We start from the raw sequence: 21,169 nt of genomic DNA on the forward strand, positions 1-21,169 counted from the left end.
GGGAGTGGCTTATTTGCACCGTTATACTATAACATCAAATAACGCTTTCCCCTGTGCCCCAAGAACATGAAGAGCTGCGCGAACGCCCTCAGCCGGCGCTTCGACCGGCCATATCCTGTGAGGAATACCTGATGCCCCATCGTCTCCCCGTGACCGTCTTGTCGGGCTTTCTCGGCGCCGGAAAGAGTACGTTGCTCAATTACGTCCTACGTAATCGCGATAATTTGCGGGTCGCCGTGATCGTCAACGATATGAGCGAGATCAACATCGATGGCAGCGAAGTCCAGCGCGATGTCAGCCTGAACCGCGCCGAAGAGAAACTCGTGGAAATGAGCAACGGCTGTATTTGCTGTACGTTGCGCGAGGATTTGCTGGAAGAAGTCAGCAAACTCGCGAAGGACGGTCGATTCGATTACCTGTTGATCGAATCCACCGGGATTTCCGAACCGCTGCCCGTGGCGGAAACTTTCACCTTCCGCGACGAAGACGGCCAGAGTCTGGCCGACATCGCCCGGCTCGACACCATGGTTACCGTGGTCGATGGCATGAACTTCCTGCTCGACTACCAGGCCGCCGAAAGCCTAGCGTCCCGTGGTGAAACCCTGGGCGAGGAGGATGAGCGTTCGATTACTGACCTGCTGATCGAGCAGATCGAATTCGCTGACGTGATCCTGATCAGCAAGATCGACTTGATCAGCAGCAGCGAGCGCCAAGAGCTGATTGCGATCCTCGAACGGCTCAACTCCCAGGCGGAAATCATCCCGATGGTCATGGGTGAAATTCCGCTGGAAAAGATCCTCAACACCGGGCGCTTCGACTTCGAAAAAGCTGCCCAGGCCCCGGGCTGGTTGCAGGAGTTGCGCGGCGAGCACGTGCCGGAAACCGAAGAATACGGCATCGCCTCCACGGCCTATCGCGCCCGCCGACCGTTCCATCCACAGCGCTTTTTCAGCTTCATCGACCGCCCGTGGGTGAATGGCAAACTGCTGCGCTCCAAAGGGTTTTTCTGGCTGGCCAGCAAGCACATGGACGCCGGTAGCTGGTCCCAGGCCGGCGGTTTGATGCGCCACGGTTTTGCCGGTCGCTGGTGGCGTTTCGTGCCGAAAACCCAATGGCCGCAGGACGAAGAAAGCACCGCCGGGATTATGGAAAACTGGACCGCGAGCACCGGCGATTGCCGCCAGGAACTGGTGTTCATCGGCCAGAACATCGACTTCGCGCTGCTCGCCGCCGAACTCGACAACTGCCTGCTCACCGACGATGAAATGGCCCAAGGCATAGAAGGCTGGCGCCTGCTGCCAGACCCGTTCGGCCCCTGGCACGAAGAGGCGGCCTGATGCTCACACTCAACCCTGTGGCAGCGGGCCTGCTCGCGAAGGCGTCCGCTCGTACACCACGCCAACATCACGGAGCCAACCCGAAAGTCTTGACAAAAATCCTCCACGACGACGCCAATCTCGCCGTCTGGCAGCGCCAACTCCCGGTGCACATCGCCGATTTCGCCAGCCTGTTGCTGTCGATGAACGAGCCCTTGGCCGAGGCGTTGTCCCTGGAAATGCTCACCGAAGACGCCGAGCCAAACCTGCGCGGATTGGCTTCTAGCTTCAGCGATCTGGAAGGCTACGAAGGCTTTATCACCGACGTGTCCTGGCTGGTCAGCGCGTTCGCCTGTTTGCTCGATGCCAAGCGCGTTGGCCTGCGCTTGCGGGTGTTGGACAAGGCCATGTGCCCGCGCTTCCACGTCGATCACGTGCCGGTGCGGCTGATCACTACCTACGTCGGCATCGGCAGTGAGTGGCTGAAGGAAGGGGCGATGGATCGTCGGCAACTGGGCAATCCCGAGGCCGAACCGCCGTCGTCGATCCAGCAAATCAACAGCGGCGACGTGGCGTTGCTCAAAGGCGAGAAATGGCACGGCAACGAAGGCTTCGGCTTGATCCACCGTTCGCCGCAACCAGCGCCAGGCGAGCGACGATTGATCCTGACCCTCGACTGGCTGAGCTGACGGCTCAGGGTTTGAGCCAGTTTCCCTGGCTCTGTGCCTCACAAAACGGCTTCAAATACGCCGCATCGGTGGCCACGCCGTAATAGTGAATATCCTGGCGGTAAGGCATATTGGCGACTTGGGCGTTGCTGCACACGCCGAAAGCGCCGGTGGGGCATTGGTCGACGTATTGCACTTCGACTTTCTGCCCGGGCAGGTTCGGCTGGCAAAAACCGTCGGCGAACAGTTTTTCCGGGATGTTGCGGTTCTGTTGGCAGACCTTCACGTCGAGCCGTTCCCCTTGGCTATGGACCACGCACGCTTGGGCCAGCGCCTCGCCCGACGTCAGCGCCAACAGCAACGACAATCCCATCAACCGCATTCTCTACCTCCTCAGAAACCTTCGACCATGTTGCAGAACATCCCCACTCACGTCATCGCCGGCCCCTTGGGCGCCGGCAAGACCAGCCTGATCAAGCACCTGTTGGCGCAGCGGCCGGCGCATGAGCGCTGGGCGGTGCTGATCAACGAGTTCGGCCAGATCGGCCTCGACGCCGCGCTGCTGACCCAGGACGCCGATGGTATCGCACTGGGCGAAGTGGCCGGGGGCTGTTTGTGTTGCGTCAATGGTGCGCCATTCCAGATTGGCCTCGGGCGGCTGCTGCGCAAGGCGCGGCCGGATCGGTTGTTTATCGAGCCTTCCGGGCTGGGGCATCCGGCGCAGTTGCTGCGCCAGTTGAGCGAGGCGCCGTGGCTCGGGGTGCTGGCGGTTCAGCCGTGTGTGTTGGTACTGGACGCCCAAGCGATTGCGGCCGGGAAAGCGCTGCCGGCGGCGCAACAGGAGGCACTGAATAGCGCGGGTTTGTTGCTGTTGAACAAGTCGCAAGGTCTCGATGATGAGGATCGCCAGCGGATCAAGGCACTGCTGCCGATGCGTCCGTTGTATTGGACACAGCAAGCGGTTTTTCCGTTGAGCGAATTGCCGGGGCTTGAGGCTCGAGGTGTCGCGGGTGTGGATAACTTAGTCGTCCCCAAAGGCTTGGCGCAGATGCCGGCGATCTGGACTGATCCCGCGTTTCCGATTTGCTTGAGTCAGGACCAGGAGGGCGGCTGGAGTATTGGCTGGCGTTGGCATCCGAGTCAGATGTTTGATTCGGCACTCGTTACGCTGTGGCTTGAAAGCCTTGCCTGGCGGCGTGCGAAGTTGGTTATCCACAGTGGCGAGGGTTGGGTTTCAGCGAATGCGGTGGATAACTCGGCGTTGGCGTGGCAGCCGAGTGAATGGCGGCAGGATTCGCGGATTGAGCTGATTTTCAGTGAGTCGCAGGATGTCGATGAACTGCAGAATGGTTTAGCCAGGTGCCGATATGTGCGCGGTGTTTGAGGCCGTCTTCGCGAGCAAGCCCGCTCCCACAGGGAATCCACGTAGTACACGAAATGCGCGTGCGCTGAAGATCAACTGTGGGAGCGGGCTCGCTCGCGAATGGTTCTAACTGACGACATCACCCTTCAAGGACGCCACTTCGTGTGTTCTTGTCGCCACTGGCTCATCTCAATCACTTCACCACGCGGCTTCACCACTTCAACCACTGGCGGCGTGTCGTCGAACGGCATCGGATAAGGCGCCAGCTCAATCTGCGCGCTGTGCGCACCGAACTGGGTAATCGTCCCGGTGTGACGCGTTTCGCCCGTCACGGTGAATTCGAAGTTGTACACCCGCGCCAAACGTCGACGGCCGTTGGCATCTTTGATAAAACCGATTTTTTTCAGCGCCACGTTACCGTCGAGCAACTCGATTTCGAGTTTGGCGCAATGCTGCTTGACCCGCTCCAGCGCACGCTCGCGCAAACCGTGGTTATGCCACAGCCACGCGGCGCCAGTGGCCAGCAGCATTAGCACGAAGATATTTCCGAGGGTCAGCATCAACAAAGTGCTCCAACAAGATAGTGCCAGCTTAACTGTGTCGCCGGTCTGTCGTACAGACTGCGTTTAGTCGCATACTGCGCGGCTCGAATTTCAATCGTTTTACGGAACTCACCGCATGAAACGTACGCCCCATCTGCTCGCCATCCAGTCCCACGTGGTGTTCGGCCACGCTGGCAACAGCGCCGCGGTTTTCCCGATGCAGCGGGTCGGGGTGAATGTCTGGCCGCTCAACACCGTGCAGTTCTCCAACCACACGCAGTACGGGCAGTGGGCGGGTGAAATATTGCCGCCGCACCAGATTCCCGAGCTGGTGGAAGGCATCGCCGCGATTGGTGAACTGGGTAACTGCGATGCGGTGCTGTCGGGCTACCTCGGCAGTGCGGCCCAGGGTCGGGCGATCCTCACGGGCGTGGCGCGGATCAAGTCGATCAACCCCAAGGCCCTGTATTTGTGCGACCCGGTGATGGGCCACCCGGAAAAAGGTTGCAGCGTGCCGACCGAAGTCAGCGATTTCCTGCTGGAAGAAGCGGCCGCCGTGGCGGACTTCATGTGCCCGAATCAGCTGGAGCTGGACAGCTTCTCGGGGCGCAAGCCGCAGTCGCTGTTCGATTGCCTGGCCATGGCGCGAGCGCTGCTGGCGCGTGGGCCGAAGGCGGTGTTGGTCAAGCATCTGGACTATCCCGGCAAACCTGAAGAGGTTTTCGAGATGCTGCTGGTGACCGCTGAAGGCAGCTGGCATTTGCGTCGGCCGTTGTTGGCGTTTCCGCGTCAGCCGGTGGGCGTGGGGGACCTGACGTCCGGGTTGTTCCTCGCCCGCGTGCTGTTGGGTGACAGCTTGGTGGCGGCGTTCGAATTCACGGCGGCAGCGGTGCATGAGGTGTTGCTGGAAACCCAGGCCTGCGCCAGCTATGAGCTGGAACTGGTGCGGGCGCAGGACCGGATCGCCCATCCTCGGGTGCGGTTTGAAGCGACGCCGATCAGTCTCTGAGTTCGGCGTCGAGGCCATTCGCGAGCGAGCCCGCTCCCACAGGAGAACGCGTTCAACTGTGGGAGCGGGCTTGCTCGCGAAGGCTATCTAAAGAACACCCTCAAACTGACTGAATGGCTCAGGCGTCGCCCTTGATCTCCTGATAGCGCTTTTCCAGTTCCTGACGAATCTGCCGACGCTGCTGGGCCTGGATGAAGCGGCGCTTGTCTTCACTGTTCTGCGGTTGCAGCGGCGGGACGGTGGCCGGTTTGCGCTGGTCATCCACCGCGACCATAGTGAAGAAGCAGCTGTTGGTGTGGCGCACCGAGCGCTCGCGAATGTTTTCGGTCACGACCTTGATACCCACCTCCATCGAGGTGTTGCCGGTGTAGTTGACCGAGGCCAAAAAGGTCACCAGCTCGCCGACATGAATCGGCTCGCGGAAAATCACCTGATCCACCGACAAGGTCACCACGTAGCGGCCGGCATAACGGCTGGCGCAGGCGTAGGCCACTTCGTCGAGGTACTTGAGCAGGGTGCCACCGTGGACATTGCCAGAGAAGTTGGCCATGTCGGGAGTCATCAATACCGTCATCGACAGTTGGGCGTTTCCGGGTTCCATAGCGTTCTCACGGGTCAAGGCAGGATTTCGGGAGCGCACCTCTGCGGGTGCGTAGCTGGCTTTTCAAACCAACCTATATCGGGACGCCGGGCAGGTGGCTGTCGTCACGCTCTGATCGATCTGTTTCCATATATTGCACCGCCTTTCTGTCGGAAGTCGCGGTGTTACGCTCCGGAGAGTCGATCTCAAGGAGCCCCATACCATGCATGCCATCAGTTTCATCCAGGATTTGGCAGTGATCATGTTGGTCGCGGGCGTGGTGACCGTGCTCTTTCATCGCTTCAAGCAACCGGTGGTGCTCGGCTACATCGTCGCCGGCTTCATCATCGGCCCGCACACGCCGCCGTTCGGCCTGATCCACGATGAAGAAACCATCAAGACCCTCGCTGAGCTCGGGGTGATTTTCCTGATGTTCTGCCTGGGCTTGGAGTTCAGCCTGCGCAAACTGTTCAAGGTCGGGGCCACGGCGTTTATCGCGGCGTTCCTTGAGATCGTGCTGATGATCTGGATCGGCTACGAAATCGGCCGCTGGTTCGACTGGAACACCATGGATTCGCTGTTCCTCGGGGCGATCCTGGCGATTTCCTCGACCACCATCATCGTCAAGGCGCTCAACGACCTGAAGATGAAGAACGAACGCTTCGCGCAGTTGATCTTCGGTGTGCTGATCGTTGAGGACATCCTCGGTATTGGCATCATCGCCTTGCTGTCGAGCATCGCGGTCAGCGGCACGGTCAGTTCCGGCGAAGTGTTCTCCACAGTCGGCAAGCTCTCGCTGTTCATGATCGTCGCGCTGGTCATCGGCATCTTGCTGGTGCCGCGATTGCTGGCCTACGTGGCCAAATTCGAAAGCAACGAGATGCTGTTGATCACCGTGCTGGGCCTGTGTTTCGGCTTCTGCCTGCTGGTGGTCAAACTCGAATACAGCATGGTCCTCGGCGCCTTCCTGATTGGCGCGATCATGGCCGAATCCCGCCAATTGCTGAAAATCGAGCGCTTGATCGAACCCGTTCGCGACCTGTTCAGTGCGATCTTCTTCGTTGCCATCGGGCTGATGCTCGATCCATTGATCCTGCTGCAATACGCCTGGCCCATCGCGGTGATTACCGTGGCGGTGGTGCTGGGCAAGATGTTGTCCTGCGGCCTCGGCGCCTTTATCGCCGGCAATGACGGACGCACCTCACTGCGGGTGGGGATGGGGCTTTCACAGATTGGTGAATTTTCCTTCATCATCGCCGCGCTGGGCATGACGCTGCAGGTCACTAGCAACTTCCTTTATCCAGTGGCGGTGGCTGTCTCGGTGATCACCACGCTGCTGACGCCGTACCTGATTCGCGCAGCCGATCCGCTGTCGATCAAGCTGGCGGCGGTCATGCCTGGGCGCCTGAGTCGCGTGTTGGGGATGTACGGCGAATGGCTGCGCAGCATTCAGCCTCAGGGCGAAGGCGCGCTGCTGGCGTCGATGATCCGGCGGATTCTGTTGCAGGTCGGGGTGAATCTGGCGCTGGTGATTGCGATTTTCTTTTCGGGCGCATTTTTTGCCGATCGCATGTCCGAATATCTGCAAGGCTGGATCAGTGATCCGAGCTGGCAGAAAGCGTTGATCTGGGGTGGGGCGTTGCTGGTGTCCTTGCCGTTCCTGATCGCCGCCTATCGCAAGCTCAAGGCGCTATCGATGCTGTTGGCAGAGATGGGCGTGAAGCCGGAGATGGCTGGCCGCCACACGCAGCGAGTGCGTCGGGTGATCGCCGAAGTGATCCCGATCCTCTCGCTGCTGGTGATCTTCCTGCTGCTGGCAGCCTTGTCGGCCAGTATTTTGCCGACCAACAAGTTGCTGGTATTGATCGCTGTGGTCACCGCCGCCGTGGCGGCGCTGCTCTGGCGCTGGTTCATCCGCGTGCACACGCGCATGCAGGTGGCCTTGCTGGAGACCCTGGACAATCACAAGGAATCGTCCGGGCATTGAAGCCTCTGTAGCAGCTGGCGCAGCCTGCGTTCGGCTGCGCAGCAGTCGTAAACCCGGAAAGCCCGGTCAGCCTGGAACACCCCATTGCCCGATTTGCGGCTGCTTCGCCGCCGAACGCAGCCTTCGGCAACTGCTACACATGGATCCGTAGGGTTCTATCAGCTTTCCAGCCAGACGTCCCGCGCCCAGTGCCACACCGATTCCCAGGTTTCTTCGGCAATCAGTTCTTCTTCGGCTTGCCACAGCACCACGGTGCCGTCCTCTTCGACCAGGTAGTAGTCGTCACCGTCCTGGCAGATCGGGATCATGCTGCGATCAACGCCAGCGTCCCAGGCGTTGGCGGCAACGTCCGGCAGGTAGGTGTGGGATTGCGGGTCGGTCACAGTGACCGGCTCCAGGCTGCCGTAGACCACGTCGCTGACGGTCAGCAAAAATTCTCTGAAGACAAACGGGATGTCGATGAACAGTTGTTCTTCGATTTCCACGATCTGATCTTCGTCGGGCAACTCCAAGGGGACCGGTACCGGTTCGTTGGCTTCACGCAGTTGTTCGATGATTTCTTCCACGTCCGGGATCCTCTTGCTTGATGGCGCGGTTTAGTTGGGGCGGTTTATACAGTAGCTCGCTATAGATGCAACCGCGAAATAGAAAACCCCGGCCGAGGCCGGGGCTTTTATAGGGATAGCATTGCGACAGGTTTAACGCGAGTCGGTTCAGCCGTTCTGGCGGATACCGGCGACCAGCCAAGGCTGGTTCTCGCCCTGTGGACGTTCCATGTTCCAGCTTTCGCTGAACACTTCGCCCTGGTCGAAACGCGAGGTCTTCGACACGCCGCTGAAGGTCAGCGTAGCGATAGTCTTGTCGGCACGATCATCCACGCCGTCCAGTTGTACCTGGAGATTATCAATGTACGTGGACTGGAAACCGTCGCCCAGATCAGCACGTTCGCGCTTGAGGAACTCCAGCATTTGCGGGGTCACGAACTCGGCGATCTTGTCCATTTCGTTGGCGTCCCAGTGCTGCTGCAGGGACTGGAAATGGTTGCGGGCCGCTTCGAGGAAGTTCTGTTCATTGAACCAGGCTGGCGCGTTGATCACCGGACGAGCTGCGGCAGGTGCTGCCGAACCGCCGAAGATCGAACCGCCGGCAGGTTGGTTCTGGAACGTTTCACGCTGCATCGGCGCACCGGCTGGAGCCAGCTGGTCCTGCTGCTTGCGGCGACGGGCGGCGATGAAGCGGAAGATCAGGAACGCGATAACGGCCATGATCAGGATGTCGAAGATCTGCATGCCCTGGAAGCCACCGCCCATGAACATGGAGGCCAGCAAACCACCGGCCGCGATACCGGCCAGAGGGCCGAGCCAGCGCGAAGCACCGCCGGCCTTGGCCGCAGCGCCAGCGGCACCGGCAGCACCGGCAGTGGCAGCAGCGCCGCCTGCGGCAGAAGAAGGTGCCATTTGGCTGGTCTGGTGGGTCGGCGCAGCGCCGGCGCTTTTACCGCCACCAAAGCGCTTGGCGTTGGCGTCGAGGCTCATCGTCAGGCCGATACACAAGGCCATGGCGATGCTAAGAAAACGTTTCATAAGGGGAATTCCCATTTGTGGATTGCACGCGAGCCATGTTGCACAGCTGAAGTGTTACTGGCTAGCGGCAGAGTGTTTCGGGCTTTTGCCTGACAGGTGTCGTTCAGCTTCAGTCAGCGCAATAAGGCTTGTTACTTTGGTCCGTAGGACAAGTGGATAAGTCTTGTAGGAAAGATACCTAGCGTCGTAGCGCCAGCATGACGACACCGGCGGTAATCAAACCGATACCACCCCATTGGCGCAGGTCGAGCTTCTCGCCCAGCAGGATCACGCCGAGCACCGCCACCAGCACCACGCTGAGCTTGTCTACCGGAGCGACCAGAGAGGCCGGACCGAGTTTCAGCGCGCGGAAGTAGCAAATCCATGAGGCACCGGTCGCCAGTCCTGACAACAGCAGGAACAGGTAGCTCTTGGCAGAGATCGATCCTAATGATTGATATTGGCCCGTTGCGTACAAAATCAAGGCCAGGCTGACGAGCACCACCATCGTGCGCAGAAGGGTGGCGAAGTCGGAATTGACGTTTTCGATGCCGATCTTGGCGAAGATCGCGGTCATGGCGGCAAATGCCGCCGATAACAGGGCCCAGAATGTCCAGGAAGAAAAGAAGCCTGAGCCCATGGTTTGCCCCTATATAAGGTCAACCGTCATCATGGAGGTAACCCACAATCCTGTGGGAGCGGGCTTGCTCGCGAAAGCAATTTACCCTTCAACAGAAATGTTGGCTGATCCACCGCTTTCGCGAGCAAGCCCGCTCCCACATAAGTCCGGTGCCGGGCTTTAGATCGCTTCCAGCTTTGCATACCCCAACATCAGCCACTTGCTGCCTTCACCGAAGTTCACCTGCACCCGAGCCTGTGCCCCGGCGCCTTCGAAATTCAGGATCACGCCGTCGCCAAACACCGAATGCCGCACCGCCTGACCCAGGCTGAAACCGGTGTCCGGGATTTCGCTGCCGCCGAACAAACTGCTGGAGCTCTGCTGCTGACCTCCGCCGAACGGGCGGCTGACGCTGTTGGACAAGCGCACTTCCTGGATCAGGCCTTTCGGCACTTCACGTACGAAACGCGACACTTTGTTGTAAGTCTCGCTGCCGTACAGGCGACGGGTTTCAGCATAGGTCATCACCAGATTCTGCATGGCCCGGGTGATACCGACGTAGGCCAGGCGGCGTTCTTCTTCAAGACGACCCGGTTCTTCCAGGCTCATCTTGTGCGGGAACAAACCTTCTTCCATGCCCACCAGGAACACGTAAGGGAATTCCAGGCCTTTGGCGCTGTGCAGGGTCATCAACTGAATGCTGTCTTCGTGCTCGTCGGCCTGGGTGTCGCCGGCTTCCAGCGACGCATGGCCGAGGAACGCCGACAATGGCGTCAGGTCTTCGTCTTCTTCCGCGTTTTCGAAGTTGCGCGCGGCGCTGACCAGTTCCTCAAGGTTTTCTACCCGGGCCTGGCCTTTCTCGCCTTTTTCCGCTTCGTGGTAGGCAATCAGTCCGGACTGCTCGATGACGGTCTGGGTCATCAGGTGCAGCGGCATGTCCATGCACTTGGCGGCGAGGTTCTCGATCAGCTCGATAAACGCCCCGAGAGCGCCGGCCGCACGACCGGTGAGGCCCTTGTTCGCTACCAGCAGGCGCATGGCTTCCCACATCGACACATCGCTATGACGGGCGTGGTCGCGAATCGCTTCGACAGTTTTCTCGCCGATGCCACGGGCCGGCACGTTGATCACCCGCTCGAGTGCCGCATCGTTGCCACGGCCTTCCAGCAAGCGCAGGTAAGCCATGGCGTTCTTGATTTCCGCGCGCTCGAAGAAGCGCTGGCCGCCATAGATGCGGTAAGGAATGCGCTCGCGTAGCAAGGCTTCTTCCAAAACGCGGGATTGGGCGTTAGAGCGGTACAAAATCGCGATATCGCTGCGAGCCAAGCCGGTTTTCAGCGCGCTTTCGATGGTTTCCACCACATAACGCGCTTCGTCGTGTTCGTTGAACGCGGCGTACAGATTGATCGCTTCGCCTTCGCCGCCGTCGGTCCACAGCTCTTTGCCCATGCGCCCGGTGTTATTGGCGATCAGGGCGTTGGCAGCCTTGAGGATGCCGGCGGTAGAGCGGTAGTTCTGCTCCAGACGAATAGTCTCGGCATCCGGGAAGTCGTCGGAGTACTGATAGATGTTCTCGATTTTCGCGCCGCGCCAGCCGTAGATCGACTGGTCGTCGTCGCCGACCACCATCAGGCTGTCGCCACCCTTGGCCAGCAGCCTCAGCCAGGCGTACTGCACGGCGTTGGTGTCCTGGAACTCGTCCACCAGAATATGGCGGAAGCGCTTCTGATAGTGCGCCAGCAGGCCCGGGTGATCGCGCCACAGGTCGAGGGCGCGCAGCAGCAATTCGGAGAAGTCGATGACGCCCGCGCGCAGGCACGCAGCCTCATAGGCTTCATAAATGCTGCGCATGGTCGCCAGGAACAAATCGCCGCTGGCCTGAATGTGTTGCGGACGCAGACCTTCGTCTTTCTGCCCGTTGATGAACCACTGGGCCTGACGGGCCGGCCAGCGTTGCTCGTCCAGGCCCAGCTCGCGGATCACCCGCTTGACCAGCCGTTGCTGGTCGTCGCTGTCGAGAATCTGGAAGGTCTGGCTCAGCCCGGCTTCCTGCCAGTGCGCCCGCAGCAAGCGGTGCGCCAGGCCGTGGAAGGTGCCGACCCACATGCCGGCAGGGTTCAACCCCATCAACTGCTCGATGCGATGACGCATCTCCGCAGCGGCCTTGTTGGTAAAGGTCACCGACAGGATGGAGTGGGGCGAGGCGTTCTCGACCTGGATCAACCAGGCGATACGGTGCACCAGCACTCGGGTTTTACCGGAACCAGCACCGGCCAGGACCAACTGACGACCCACGGAGGCAGCTACGGCCTGGCGTTGGGCATCGTTGAGGGAGTTCAGCAGAAGGGAGAGATCATCGCGCATCGGGGCATTCTAGGGGGCGGCGCCACACCGGGCAAACCCCGCTTTGATTTAGCCGATGAAAGATCTGCGGAGGACGACCGGTCGGTCACTGGCTGCAAGTGGCGGCGGGGCTCGCTTGGAGGCTTTTATATCGATGCCGGCGGTCGATACTTTGGTCTACTTTGTGATCTGGAGCAGTTTGGTCCCGGCCCTTGCTTGTGTATGCTCCGTGCACAATTCGGGCTCACCACGCTCATTATAAGAACAAGAATATTGACTATGACCCTCAGCTCCGACCTGTCGGGCCCCTCTGTGGAGCCCCGGGTTATCCGCAAACAGTACGCCATGGAAATGGCGGTCGAACGCACGCGCCTGCTGTACCAGGGCTCGTTGTTGCCGACGCTGTTCATGCTGATCAATGGCCTGGTCTGCGCCGGCCTGCTCTGGAGCCCGCAGCGTTACTTCCTGGTCAGCGTCTGGCTGGTCTGGTTATTGTCACTGGTGGCGCTTCGGGTAATTCAAGTGGCGGCTTTCGATTCGGCGATCCCCAACCGCCAGGCCCATCCGATCTGGATTCGCATGTTTCTGCTGGGCTCGGCCATGACCGGCCTGACCCTCGCCGGCGCCGGCATCGCGCTGGTCCCCGCCGATACTTTCATCCAGCAAGCCTGGGTCTTCGGCCTGATCGGCGCCGCAGCGCTCTCGGCCAGCGTGGCCTACGCGGTCAGCCTGCCGGCATTTCTCTCCTTTACCTTGCCCTGTCTGTTGCCGGCCATCGGCTATATGTTTTGGGGCGGCGACGAGCAGCAGCAAGGTTGGGGCTGGTTCGGCCTGATCCTGCTGGGCGCGTTGAGCGTGGTGGCCTGGCAGGTCAATCGGTTGATTGATCGCGGCTTGCTGCGACGCTTCCAGAACCAGGCGCTGATCGAGCATTTGCAACTGGCCCAGACCAAGAGCGATCAGCTCAATTACGAACTGGCCAAGGAAATCGACCAGCGCCGCCATGCGGAAGAAGAGCTGCGCGAAGCCCAGATCGAACTGGAAAATCGCGTGGCCGAGCGCAGTCAGGAACTGAGCGCCGCCACTCAGGCCCTGAGCAAGAGTGAAGCGCGCCTGGCGCTGGCGTTGAAGGCCAGCGAATTGGGGCTGTGGGACTGGAACCTGCAAACCGATGAGGTCCATCACACCCAGATCCAGGAGTTGTTCGGCCTGGCGCCAGAGTATGTGACGGCCATGCTCAGTCACCTGCGGCCGCGCCTGCATCCGGACGACGTGCCGTCCCTCAAGCGCGCGCTGGTCGAGCACTTGAAGGGCCGCAGCGAGGATTACCAGATCGAATATCGCGTGCGACATGGCGACGGCCATTGGGTCTGGATCGAAGACCGTGGCCGCGCCGTGGAGCGCAGTGAAAGTGGCCGGGTGATTCGCATGGTCGGCACCCGCCGGGACATCAGCGCGAGCAAAGGCCAGGAAGAACAGCGACAACTGGCGGCCACCGTGTTCGAAGCCGCCAGCGAAGGCATCGTGATTTTCGACCCGGATTACGCGCTGATTGCGGTCAACCAGGCTTTCAGCCGGGTAACGGGCTACGACATCGAGGACATGCTCGGGCGCAACGTTGTGGAGTTGCCCTGCAGTCGCGATGCCCGTCGGCACTACGGCGCGATTCATCAATCCCTCGAGCAACACGGCAGTTGGCAAGGTGAACTGGTGGAAACTCGCAAGAACGGCGAGCTCTACCCGCAGTGGCTGCAACTCAACGCTGTGCGCGATTCTCGGGGAAAGGTCAGTCACATTGTGGGCTTCTTCGCCGATCTCTCCGCACGGCGCGAATCCGAAGAACGCATGCGCTACTTGACGCATTACGACGAACTCACAGGGCTGGCCAACCGTTCGCTGTTCCGCGAACGACTGCGCGAAGCCCATCAACGGGTTCGGCAGGGCGGGCGGCGCAGTCTGGCGTTGCTGCACATCAACCTCGATCGTTTCAAGCTGCTCAATGACAGCCTTGGGCATGAAATCGCCGATCAGTTATTGCAGAAAATGGCCAGGCGGCTGGTCAACGCATTGCCCGAGGCGGACACCATTGCGCGGCTGTCCGGGGATGAATTTGCGGTGTTGTTCGACGCCTACGGCAACCTGTCGAGCCTGGCGCGAGTGGCGACGCGCCTGTCGACCAAGCTGCGCTTGCCGGTGACGGTGGATGGCCATGAACTGGTGGTCAGCGCGTCCATGGGCATCAGCTTGTTGCCAGACAACGCCCGGGAAATTTCCGCGCTGGTCAGCCAGTCGAACATGGCCATGCAGCACGCCAAACACTTGGGCGGGAATAATTTCCAGTTCTATACCGAGAGCCTGCAAGCCAGCACCCTTGAGCGTTTGCAGCTGGAAAACCAACTGCGCAAAGCCATCGAAGAAAAGCAGCTGAAAGTGTTTTACCAACCGAAACTGTGCCTCGACACCGGTCGTCTGAATGCCGCCGAAGCCCTGGTGCGCTGGGACCATCCGAGCATGGGCCGGGTACCGCCAAACGATTTCATTGGCTTGGCCGAGGAAACCGGGCTGATCGGCCCGATCGGCGAGTTCGTGTTGCGCCAGGCCTGCTGGCAAGCTTGCGAATGGCAGCGCCAAGGGCTGGCGCCGATCCGGGTCTCGGTCAACCTGTCGGTGCATCAATTGCGCCAGGGCAAACTGGTCAGTCTGGTGCGTCAGGTGCTGGAAGAAACCGGTCTGGCGCCCCATTACCTGGAGCTGGAGCTCACCGAAAGCCAATTGCTGGACAGCGTCGAACACATCATCGCGACCTTCCAGCAGTTGCGCGACCTGGGCGTGAAACTGGCGATCGACGATTTCGGCACCGGGTATTCGTCCCTGAGTTACCTCAAGCGCATTCCAGTGGATTACGTGAAAATCGATCAGGCGTTTATCCGTGGTTTGGGGGAGGGCAGCGAAGATGCGGCGATTACCCGGGCGATCATCGCCATGGCGCATGGCTTGTCGCTGAAAGTCGTGGCCGAAGGTGTGGAGCGGGAAGAGCAGCTGGCGTTTTTGAAAGGCGAGCGCTGTGATGAAGTGCAGGGATATTTGATCAGTCGTCCGATAGAAGCGGTGGATCTGGCCGAACTGCTGCGAAAGGACGCCAACCCTCTGTAGCAGCTGCCGAAGGCTGCGTTCGGATGCGCAGCAGTCGTGAATAGGCGTTATGCGGTTTAACAGCAAAATTGGGTATTCAGGTTTCACGACTGCTGCGCAGCCGAACGCAGGCTGCGCCAGCTGCTACAAAGGCCAAAGGTGCTACATGGAGCGCATAACGCGTGGAATGGGGATATCGAGTTACGCATTGAGCAGGCAAAAAGCCGATTCATGTAGTATAACTACAAGCGTGCTACATCCCCGGCAACTGCCAATAACAAAGAGTCGAACCCTTTGAATCTGCTGCAACACATCGCCCAGTCACGCCACCTGTTACGCAAGTCGGAGCTCAAGGTCGCTGACCATGTGCTGCTTGATCCTGCGGCGGTGATGCACAGTTCCATGGCCGACCTGGCCCACAGCGTGGGGATCAGCGAGCCGACCATCGTGCGGTTTTGCCGCGCCATCGGTTGCTCGGGTTTCCAGGATTTGAAGCTGAAGCTGGCGCAAAGCCTGGCGGCCGGTGCGAGTTTCGGGCAGTTCGCGATTCATGAAGACGATTCGGTCGCTGACTACAGCCTGAAAATCTTCGACACCACGTTGCACACGTTGATGGAGGTTCGCGAGAAGCTCGATCCGGTGGAATTGCAGCGGGCGGTGTCGCTGATGTCCCAGGCGCAGCGGGTCGAGTTCTACGGCTTCGGCGCGTCGGGCGCGGTGGCGGCGGATGCGCAGCACAAGTTCTTCCGCTTGCTGCTGACAGCGGCGGCGTATTCCGACCCGCACATGCAGGCGATGTCGGCGGTGACGCTGAAGCCGACCGATGTGGCGATCTGCATTTCCCAGTCCGGGCGTTCCAAGGATTTGTTGATCACCGCGAACCTCGTCCGTGAAAGCGGCGCTTCGCTGATCACCTTGTGCCCGAGCCAGACGCCGTTGGCCGAGTTGTCGACCGTCAATCTGGCGATCGATGTGCACGAAGACACTGAAATCTATACACCGCTGACCTCGCGAATCGCCCACCTGGTGGTGATCGACGTGTTGGCGATGGGCGTGGCCATGGCCCGCGGGCCGAGCCTGGTCAACCACCTCAAGAGCGTCAAGCGCAGCCTGCGCAGCTTGCGGCTGTCGCCTAAATCGGTGAAAGCGCTGGACGACTGACGTCGTCGTAAGGTCGTTCCGACCTTAATCGCGAGCAAGCTCGCTCCCACATTTGGCCGAGTTGTCCTGACGGACGCGGTTCCCCTGTAGGAGCGAGGCTTGCCCGCGAAGGCGTCGTCAAACTCACCACATCATTTGGTGAGTTTCATCTCACTGTCATCCCCCCGCCGCCAAACCGTCATCCCCGGCGTTCATCGTGTAACTCCCGTACTCGCCTTGGGAGACCCGAAATGGCCCAGCCCTACGAAGAACGCAACAGCGCCCTCAGAACCCGTCGCCAGCAAGAAGACCAGCGCCGCATGGAATTCCGCCGCGCTATCGAAGATCGCTGCGAACGCCGCCAGCTTCTGGCTGAGATCGGTGATTTCCCCGAGGATCTGGAACTCAACTACTGGCAGGCAGCACCGGCAACTTCCCGTCGAAACGCTCAACCAGCGCGCTGATCTGCACCCGTTCGCTGCGGATAAACGCAAGGAATGCGTGCGCTACCGGTGACAGGCGTTTTGCCTTGGCCTGCACCAGGCACCAGCTGCGATACAACGGCAGCTCTTCGACCGGCAGCTCAATGAGTGCGCCGGTCGCCAACTCAAGGTTCAGGGCGTGGCGCGTCAACAAGGCCAGGCCCAGACCCGCCAACACACACTCACGCTGGGCTTCCGCCGACGCGACCTCCTGGGTCTGGGTGAAGTGCACACGCTTCTCTTTGAAATACTCTTCGCAGGCCATCCGCGTCCCCGACCCCGGTTCGCGCATCAACAGCGTGTAAGGCTCCAGATCCTGCAAACGCAGCGGCCCCATGTGGCACAGCGGATGATCCGGCGGCGCCACGGCGACGATCGGGTTGTTGAGGAACGGCAGGAATTCCAGGCCCATGTCCTGTGGCACCATCGACATGATCACCAGATCATCGCGGTTGTCCGACAGGCGCCGGATGACCTGGCCACGGTTGACCACGGTCAGGTGCAGGTTCACTTCCGGGTGCTGGCGCTTGAACGCGGCAAACAGGTGCGGCACGAAATACTTGGCGCTGGATTCCACCGCCAGTTTCAGTTGGCCCTGCAACGATCCCTGCATGTCCGACAGCTGCATATCGAGGTTTTCCAGGCGTCCGAAAATGTCCCGGCTGGCGCGCTGAAGCGCTTCCGCTGCCTCCGTCATGTAGAGCTTTTTGCCGACGTAATCGAACAAAGGCTGACCAATCAGCTCCTCAAGTTGACGAATCTGTAGGCTCACGGCAGGTTGTGTGAGGGACATTTCGTCAGCCGCGCGGCTGTAGGACCGCAAATCACAGACTTCATTGAAAATCTGCAATTGACGCAATGTCATACGCATCAATGACTTACGCATTTTTGGCGGGCTCCGGCCACAGGCTGATACGCCAACTATAAGTCTTTACTTATGCCTGACCCAATTATTAATCATTTTTGTTAATCCCTTGTGGGGGCTAGTGTGGGGCTGCGACTAAATCGAAACATTTAGTCACGCGTCGACCTGGTCTAACAGGTCGTGGGTACCACCGGCTCAAGGGAACCTCCAAGTGATAACAAAGATCCTGATCGCCAACCGTGGTGAGATTGCCGTACGAATCGTGCGTGCCTGCGCCGAGATGGGCATTCGCTCGGTCGCGATCTATTCCGACGCCGACCGCCATGCCTTGCATGTGAAGCGTGCGGACGAGGCCCACAGCATTGGTGCCGAGCCACTGGCCGGTTACTTGAATGCGCGCAAACTGGTGAATCTGGCAGTGGAAACCGGTTGTGATGCGTTGCATCCCGGCTACGGATTCCTCTCGGAAAACGCTGAGCTGGCCGACATCTGCGCCGAGCGTGGCATCAAGTTCATTGGCCCGTCGGCTGAAGTCATTCGCCGCATGGGCGACAAGACTGAAGCACGTCGCAGCATGATCAAGGCTGGCGTGCCGGTCACGCCGGGCACCGAAGGCAACGTCGCGGATATCGCCGAAGCCTTGGTTGAAGGTGACCGTATCGGTTACCCAGTCATGCTCAAGGCAACTTCCGGTGGTGGTGGTCGTGGTATCCGTCGCTGCGACAGCCGCGAAGAACTCGAACAAGCGTTCCCACGGGTGATTTCCGAAGCGACCAAGGCCTTTGGTTCGGCGGAAGTGTTCCTGGAAAAATGCATCGTCAACCCGAAACACATCGAAGCGCAGATCCTCGGCGACAGCTTTGGCAACGTGGTTCACCTGTTTGAACGAGATTGCTCGATCCAGCGCCGCAACCAGAAGCTGATCGAAATCGCACCAAGCCCGCAACTGACCCCGGAACAGCGCGCCTACATCGGCGATCTGTCAGTGCGCGCAGCCAAGGCCGTGGGTTACGAGAACGCCGGCACTGTGGAGTTCCTGCTCGCCGAGGGCGAGGTGTACTTCATGGAGATGAACACCCGGGTGCAGGTGGAACACACCATCACCGAAGAAATCACCGGCATCGACATCGTGCGTGAGCAGATCCGCATCGCGTCCGGCCTGCCGCTTTCGGTGAAACAGGAAGACATCCAGCACCGCGGTTTCGCGCTGCAATTCCGGATCAACGCCGAAGACCCGAAAAACAACTTCCTGCCGAGCTTCGGCAAGATCACCCGTTACTACGCGCCCGGTGGCCCTGGCGTGCGTACCGACACAGCGATCTACACCGGCTACACCATTCCGCCGTTCTACGACTCAATGTGCCTGAAGCTGGTGGTGTGGGCGTTGACTTGGGAAGAGGCGATGGACCGTGGCTTGCGCGCCCTCGACGACATGCGTCTGCAAGGGGTCAAGACCACCGCCGCGTACTACCAGGAAATCCTGCGTAACCCGGAATTCCGTAGCGGCCAGTTCAATACCAGCTTCGTTGAAAGCCACCCTGAACTGACCAACTACTCGATCAAGCGCAAACCCGAAGAGCTGGCCCTGGCCATCGCCGCCGCCATCGCCGCCCACGCAGGCCTGTGAGGAATAAAACAATGTCCAAGAAAATCCACGTAACCGACACAATCCTGCGCGACGCCCACCAATCGCTGCTCGCCACCCGCATGCGCACCGAAGACATGCTGCCGATCTGCGACAAGCTCGACAAAGTCGGCTACTGGTCGCTGGAATGCTGGGGCGGCGCGACCTTTGACGCCTGCGTACGTTTCCTGAAAGAAGACCCGTGGGAGCGTCTGCGCCAACTGCGTGCAGCGCTGCCTAACACGCGTCTGCAAATGCTGCTGCGTGGCCAGAACCTGCTGGGCTATCGGCATTACAGCGACGACGTGGTCAAAGCCTTCGTCGCTAAAGCTGCGGTCAACGGCATCGACGTGTTCCGCATCTTCGACGCCATGAACGACGTGCGTAACCTGCGCGTGGCCATCGAAGCCGTGAAAGCTGCTGGCAAACATGCCCAGGGCACCATCGCCTACACCACGAGCCCGGTGCACACCATCGACGCGTTCGTGGCCCAGGCCAAACAAATGGAAGCCATGGGTTGCGACTCGGTGGCGATCAAGGACATGGCTGGCCTGCTGACCCCGTACGCAACCGGCGAACTGGTTCGGGCGTTGAAAAGCGAGCAGTCGCTGCCCGTGTTCATTCACTCGCACGACACTGCGGGTCTGGCAACGATGTGCCAACTGAAGGCGATCGAAAACGGCGCCGATCACATCGACACCGCAATCTCCAGCTTCGCCTCGGGCACCAGCCATCCGGGCACTGAGTCGATGGTCGCTGCCCTTAAAGGCACCGAGTTCGACACCGGCCTGAACCTGGAATTGCTGCAAGAGATCGGCTTGTACTTCTACGCCGTGCGCAAGAAGTACCACCAGTTCGAAAGCGAATTCACCGCCGTCGACACCCGTGTGCAAGTCAACCAGGTGCCGGGCGGGATGATCTCCAACCTGGCCAACCAGTTGAAAGAGCAGGGCGCCCTGAACCGCATGGCGGAAGTGCTGGCCGAAATCCCGCGGGTGCGTGAAGACCTCGGCTTCCCGCCGCTGGTGACTCCAACCTCGCAAATCGTCGGTACCCAGGCGTTCTTCAACGTGCTGGCCGGCGAGCGCTACAAGACCATCACCAACGAAGTGAAGCTCTATCTGCAGGGTGGCTACGGCAAGGCGCCGGGCACCGTGAACGAAAAACTGCGTCGTCAGGCCATCGGCAGCGAAGACGTGATCGACGTTCGCCCGGCCGACTTGCTCAAGCCGGAAATGACCAAGCTGCGTGCCGAAATCGGCGCCGTAGCCAAGTCCGAAGAAGACGTGCTGACCTACGCCATGTTCCCGGACATCGGCCGCAAGTTCCTCGAAGAACGCAACGCTGGCACCCTGACCCCTGAAGTGCTGTTGCCGATTCCTGAAGCCGGTGGCGTGACCTCGGCCAGTGGCGAAGGCGTGCCGACCGAGTTCGTCATCGACGTCCACGGCGAAACCTACCGCGTCGACATCACCGGTGTCGGTGTGAAAGCTGAAGGCAAGCGTCACTTCTACCTGTCCATCGACGGCATGCCGGAAGAAGTGGTGTTCGAACCGCTCAACGAATTCGTCAGCGGCGGCAGCAGCAAACGCAAACAAGCCACGGCGCCGGGCCACGTCAGCACCACCATGCCGGGCAACATCGTTGATGTGCTGGTCAAGGAAGGCGACACCGTGAAAGCCGGCCAAGCCGTGCTGATCACCGAGGCGATGAAGATGGAAACCGAAGTCCAGGCTGCCATCGCCGGCAAAGTCACCGCCATTCACGTAGCCAAGGGCGACCGGGTGAATCCTGGCGAAATCCTGATCGAGATCGAAGGCTGATTTAACAGCCTCGATACACCGCTTTAAACCTCGGGGGGGCATGTGCTCCCCTTTTTTTTGCCCGTCGTTTTGGGGTCACCACATACCTTTGTAGGAGCGAGGCTTGCCCGCGAA

18 protein-coding genes are annotated in these 21,169 nt (G+C 60.1%); 10 read left to right on the forward strand and 8 right to left on the reverse strand.

Annotation, left to right across the window (positions count from 1 at the left end):
* Window positions 1-131: 131 nt before the first annotated feature.
* A complete protein-coding gene (gene zigA, locus NK667_RS27730) occupies window positions 132-1,337 on the forward strand; it encodes a zinc metallochaperone GTPase ZigA (RefSeq protein WP_054617092.1) in 1,206 nt (401 codons plus the stop codon).
* Window positions 1,337-2,005 carry a DUF1826 domain-containing protein gene (locus tag NK667_RS27735; RefSeq protein ID WP_054617091.1) on the forward strand — a complete coding sequence of 223 codons (669 nt, stop codon included), beginning with the start codon at window positions 1,337-1,339 and terminating at the stop codon, window positions 2,003-2,005. Before zigA ends, NK667_RS27735 begins: the two co-directional genes overlap by 1 nt.
* Before the next feature lie 4 nt (window positions 2,006-2,009).
* Here the strand turns inward: NK667_RS27735 and NK667_RS27740 are convergent, their stop codons facing one another.
* Window positions 2,010-2,366: a hypothetical protein gene (locus NK667_RS27740; RefSeq protein ID WP_054617090.1), complete on the reverse strand. Its 357-nt coding sequence runs from the start codon at window positions 2,364-2,366 to the stop codon at window positions 2,010-2,012.
* Between the two features lie 27 nt (window positions 2,367-2,393).
* Between NK667_RS27740 and NK667_RS27745 the strand changes: the two genes are divergently transcribed.
* Window positions 2,394-3,368 (forward strand): CobW family GTP-binding protein, encoded by a 975-nt coding sequence (locus NK667_RS27745; protein ID WP_054617089.1) that lies wholly within the window; start codon window positions 2,394-2,396, stop codon window positions 3,366-3,368.
* A gap of 125 nt (window positions 3,369-3,493) precedes the next feature.
* Here NK667_RS27745 and NK667_RS27750 read toward each other — a convergent pair whose 3' ends face one another.
* Window positions 3,494-3,907, reverse strand: a complete 414-nt coding sequence (locus NK667_RS27750; RefSeq protein WP_054048264.1) for a DUF3301 domain-containing protein — start codon at window positions 3,905-3,907, stop codon at window positions 3,494-3,496.
* A gap of 118 nt (window positions 3,908-4,025) precedes the next feature.
* Here NK667_RS27750 and pdxY point away from each other — a divergent pair, with 118 nt between their 5' ends.
* Window positions 4,026-4,898 (forward strand): pyridoxal kinase PdxY, encoded by an 873-nt coding sequence (gene pdxY / locus NK667_RS27755; RefSeq protein ID WP_054617088.1) that lies wholly within the window; start codon window positions 4,026-4,028, stop codon window positions 4,896-4,898.
* Between the two features lie 118 nt (window positions 4,899-5,016).
* Here pdxY and NK667_RS27760 read toward each other — a convergent pair whose 3' ends face one another.
* A complete protein-coding gene (locus NK667_RS27760) occupies window positions 5,017-5,499 on the reverse strand; it encodes an acyl-CoA thioesterase (RefSeq protein WP_054048268.1) in 483 nt (160 codons plus the stop codon).
* 202 nt (window positions 5,500-5,701) lie between these two features.
* Here NK667_RS27760 and NK667_RS27765 point away from each other — a divergent pair, with 202 nt between their 5' ends.
* Window positions 5,702-7,465 (forward strand): cation:proton antiporter, encoded by a 1,764-nt coding sequence (locus tag NK667_RS27765; RefSeq protein WP_054617087.1) that lies wholly within the window; start codon window positions 5,702-5,704, stop codon window positions 7,463-7,465.
* A gap of 158 nt (window positions 7,466-7,623) precedes the next feature.
* On the opposite strand, the gene NK667_RS27770 is transcribed toward NK667_RS27765, so the two are convergent.
* The 4 genes from NK667_RS27770 to uvrD form a co-directional block, all read right to left on the reverse strand.
* Complete coding sequence (locus NK667_RS27770; RefSeq protein WP_007943369.1) at window positions 7,624-8,031, reverse strand: SMI1/KNR4 family protein; 408 nt, start codon at window positions 8,029-8,031, stop codon at window positions 7,624-7,626.
* A 147-nt stretch (window positions 8,032-8,178) separates the two neighbouring features.
* Complete coding sequence (locus NK667_RS27775; RefSeq protein WP_054617086.1) at window positions 8,179-9,048, reverse strand: Tim44 domain-containing protein; 870 nt, start codon at window positions 9,046-9,048, stop codon at window positions 8,179-8,181.
* Between the two features lie 178 nt (window positions 9,049-9,226).
* Window positions 9,227-9,667, reverse strand: a complete 441-nt coding sequence (locus NK667_RS27780; protein ID WP_054617085.1) for an EamA family transporter — start codon at window positions 9,665-9,667, stop codon at window positions 9,227-9,229.
* A 159-nt stretch (window positions 9,668-9,826) separates the two neighbouring features.
* Window positions 9,827-12,010, reverse strand: coding sequence for a DNA helicase II (gene uvrD / locus NK667_RS27785; RefSeq protein ID WP_054048276.1), 2,184 nt, complete (start codon window positions 12,008-12,010; stop codon window positions 9,827-9,829).
* Between the two features lie 258 nt (window positions 12,011-12,268).
* Between uvrD and NK667_RS27790 the strand changes: the two genes are divergently transcribed.
* The 3 genes from NK667_RS27790 to NK667_RS27800 all read left to right on the forward strand — a co-directional run bounded on the left by NK667_RS27790 (window position 12,269) and on the right by NK667_RS27800 (window position 16,725).
* Window positions 12,269-15,142, forward strand: a complete 2,874-nt coding sequence (locus NK667_RS27790; RefSeq protein WP_054617084.1) for an EAL domain-containing protein — start codon at window positions 12,269-12,271, stop codon at window positions 15,140-15,142.
* A gap of 273 nt (window positions 15,143-15,415) precedes the next feature.
* Complete coding sequence (gene hexR, locus NK667_RS27795) at window positions 15,416-16,282, forward strand: transcriptional regulator HexR (protein ID WP_008027445.1); 867 nt, start codon at window positions 15,416-15,418, stop codon at window positions 16,280-16,282.
* Between the two features lie 230 nt (window positions 16,283-16,512).
* On the forward strand, window positions 16,513-16,725 hold the full coding sequence (locus tag NK667_RS27800; protein WP_082356652.1) for a PA3496 family putative envelope integrity protein: 213 nt from the start codon (window positions 16,513-16,515) through the stop codon (window positions 16,723-16,725).
* Here NK667_RS27800 and NK667_RS27805 read toward each other — a convergent pair.
* Window positions 16,667-17,629: a LysR family transcriptional regulator gene (locus tag NK667_RS27805; RefSeq protein ID WP_054048279.1), complete on the reverse strand. Its 963-nt coding sequence runs from the start codon at window positions 17,627-17,629 to the stop codon at window positions 16,667-16,669. The genes NK667_RS27800 and NK667_RS27805 overlap by 59 nt on opposite strands.
* Before the next feature lie 190 nt (window positions 17,630-17,819).
* On the opposite strand from NK667_RS27805, the gene NK667_RS27810 reads away from it, so the two are divergent.
* Window positions 17,820-19,235: an acetyl-CoA carboxylase biotin carboxylase subunit gene (locus NK667_RS27810; RefSeq protein ID WP_008030739.1), complete on the forward strand. Its 1,416-nt coding sequence runs from the start codon at window positions 17,820-17,822 to the stop codon at window positions 19,233-19,235.
* Window positions 19,236-19,246: 11 nt separating this feature from the next.
* On the forward strand, window positions 19,247-21,055 hold the full coding sequence (gene oadA, locus NK667_RS27815; RefSeq protein ID WP_054048281.1) for a sodium-extruding oxaloacetate decarboxylase subunit alpha: 1,809 nt from the start codon (window positions 19,247-19,249) through the stop codon (window positions 21,053-21,055).
* Window positions 21,056-21,169: the final 114 nt, after the last annotated feature.

Source organism: Pseudomonas nunensis, assembly GCF_024296925.1.
In the GTDB taxonomy this organism is placed as follows: domain Bacteria; phylum Pseudomonadota; class Gammaproteobacteria; order Pseudomonadales; family Pseudomonadaceae; genus Aquipseudomonas; species Aquipseudomonas nunensis.